This window comes from Arenibacter sp. S6351L, from assembly GCF_023016025.1.
Classification (GTDB): Bacteria; Bacteroidota; Bacteroidia; order Flavobacteriales; family Flavobacteriaceae; genus Arenibacter; species Arenibacter algicola_B.
This window is the reverse complement of sequence record NZ_JALKBB010000089.1, coordinates 1-962: the sequence shown is the minus strand read 5'-3', so window position 1 is coordinate 962 and position 962 is coordinate 1. Positions and strand designations below refer to the sequence as shown.

The window sequence follows — 962 nt, the reverse complement described above, 5'->3', positions numbered from 1 at the left end:
ACGTTCATTGATTGAAATTATTGAATTAGGAAATTCTAGGGGTTGAGTAACCGTTGTAAGTAATTGTTAACTGATAACTGTTAACTGATCACTGAAAAAAAACGGGGGATTAGCTCAGCTGGCTAGAGCGCCTGCCTTGCACGCAGGAGGTCATCGGTTCGACTCCGATATTCTCCACATTGGCAATACATTGCCGTTATCTTGGCCAAAGGCCGCAAAAGGGACGACGGGGATGGCCTAAACGTTCATTGACATATTGGGACAGGGTGCGCAAAAGATTCAGGTCTTTGCGTACGCTGAAAAAGAAACACGAAAGTAAAGTAAAGTACAAGTATAATTGAGAGGGCCCCTTGGACGCTGCCGCGGAAAGGGGGCCCGCGAATAACATAAAGGTCTGGCGACAAGCTGGATAAGGGCGTATGGGGAATGCCTAGGCTCTCAGAGGCGATGAAGGACGCGATAAGCTGCGAAAAGCTGCGGGGATCGGCACATACGATGTGATCCGCAGGTATCCGAATGGGGCAACCCACTATATTGAAGGTATAGTACCCCGCAAGGGGGGCAAACCCGGTGAACTGAAACATCTAAGTAGCCGGAGGAGGAGAAAACAAAAGTGATTCCGTGAGTAGTGGCGAGCGAAAGCGGATTAGTCCAAACCGATGTTGTTTCGGCAATATCGGGGTTGTAGGACCGCGAGATTCGATGTGCAATGAATCAGAACCCTTTGGAAAGAGGGACCGAAGAGGGTGATAGTCCCGTAAGAGCAAAGAACATTATCGATAGCGGTATCCTGAGTAGTGCGGGGCACGTGAAACCCTGTATGAATCCGGCGGGACCATCCGCCAAGACTAAATACTCCTGAGAGACCGATAGTGAACCAGTACCGTGAGGGAAAGGTGAAAAGAACCCTGAACAAGGGAGTGAAAAAGATCCTGAAACCATACGCCTACAAGCGGTCGGAG

1 tRNA gene and 1 rRNA gene are annotated in these 962 nt (G+C 49.5%); both read left to right on the top strand.

Going from position 1 to position 962, the window contains the following annotated elements:
- Positions 1–103: 103 nt before the first annotated feature.
- Positions 104–177, top strand: a tRNA-Ala gene (locus MWU82_RS23995).
- Positions 178–398: 221 nt separating this feature from the next.
- A 23S ribosomal RNA gene (locus MWU82_RS23990) occupies positions 399–962 on the top strand; the annotation flags it as partial.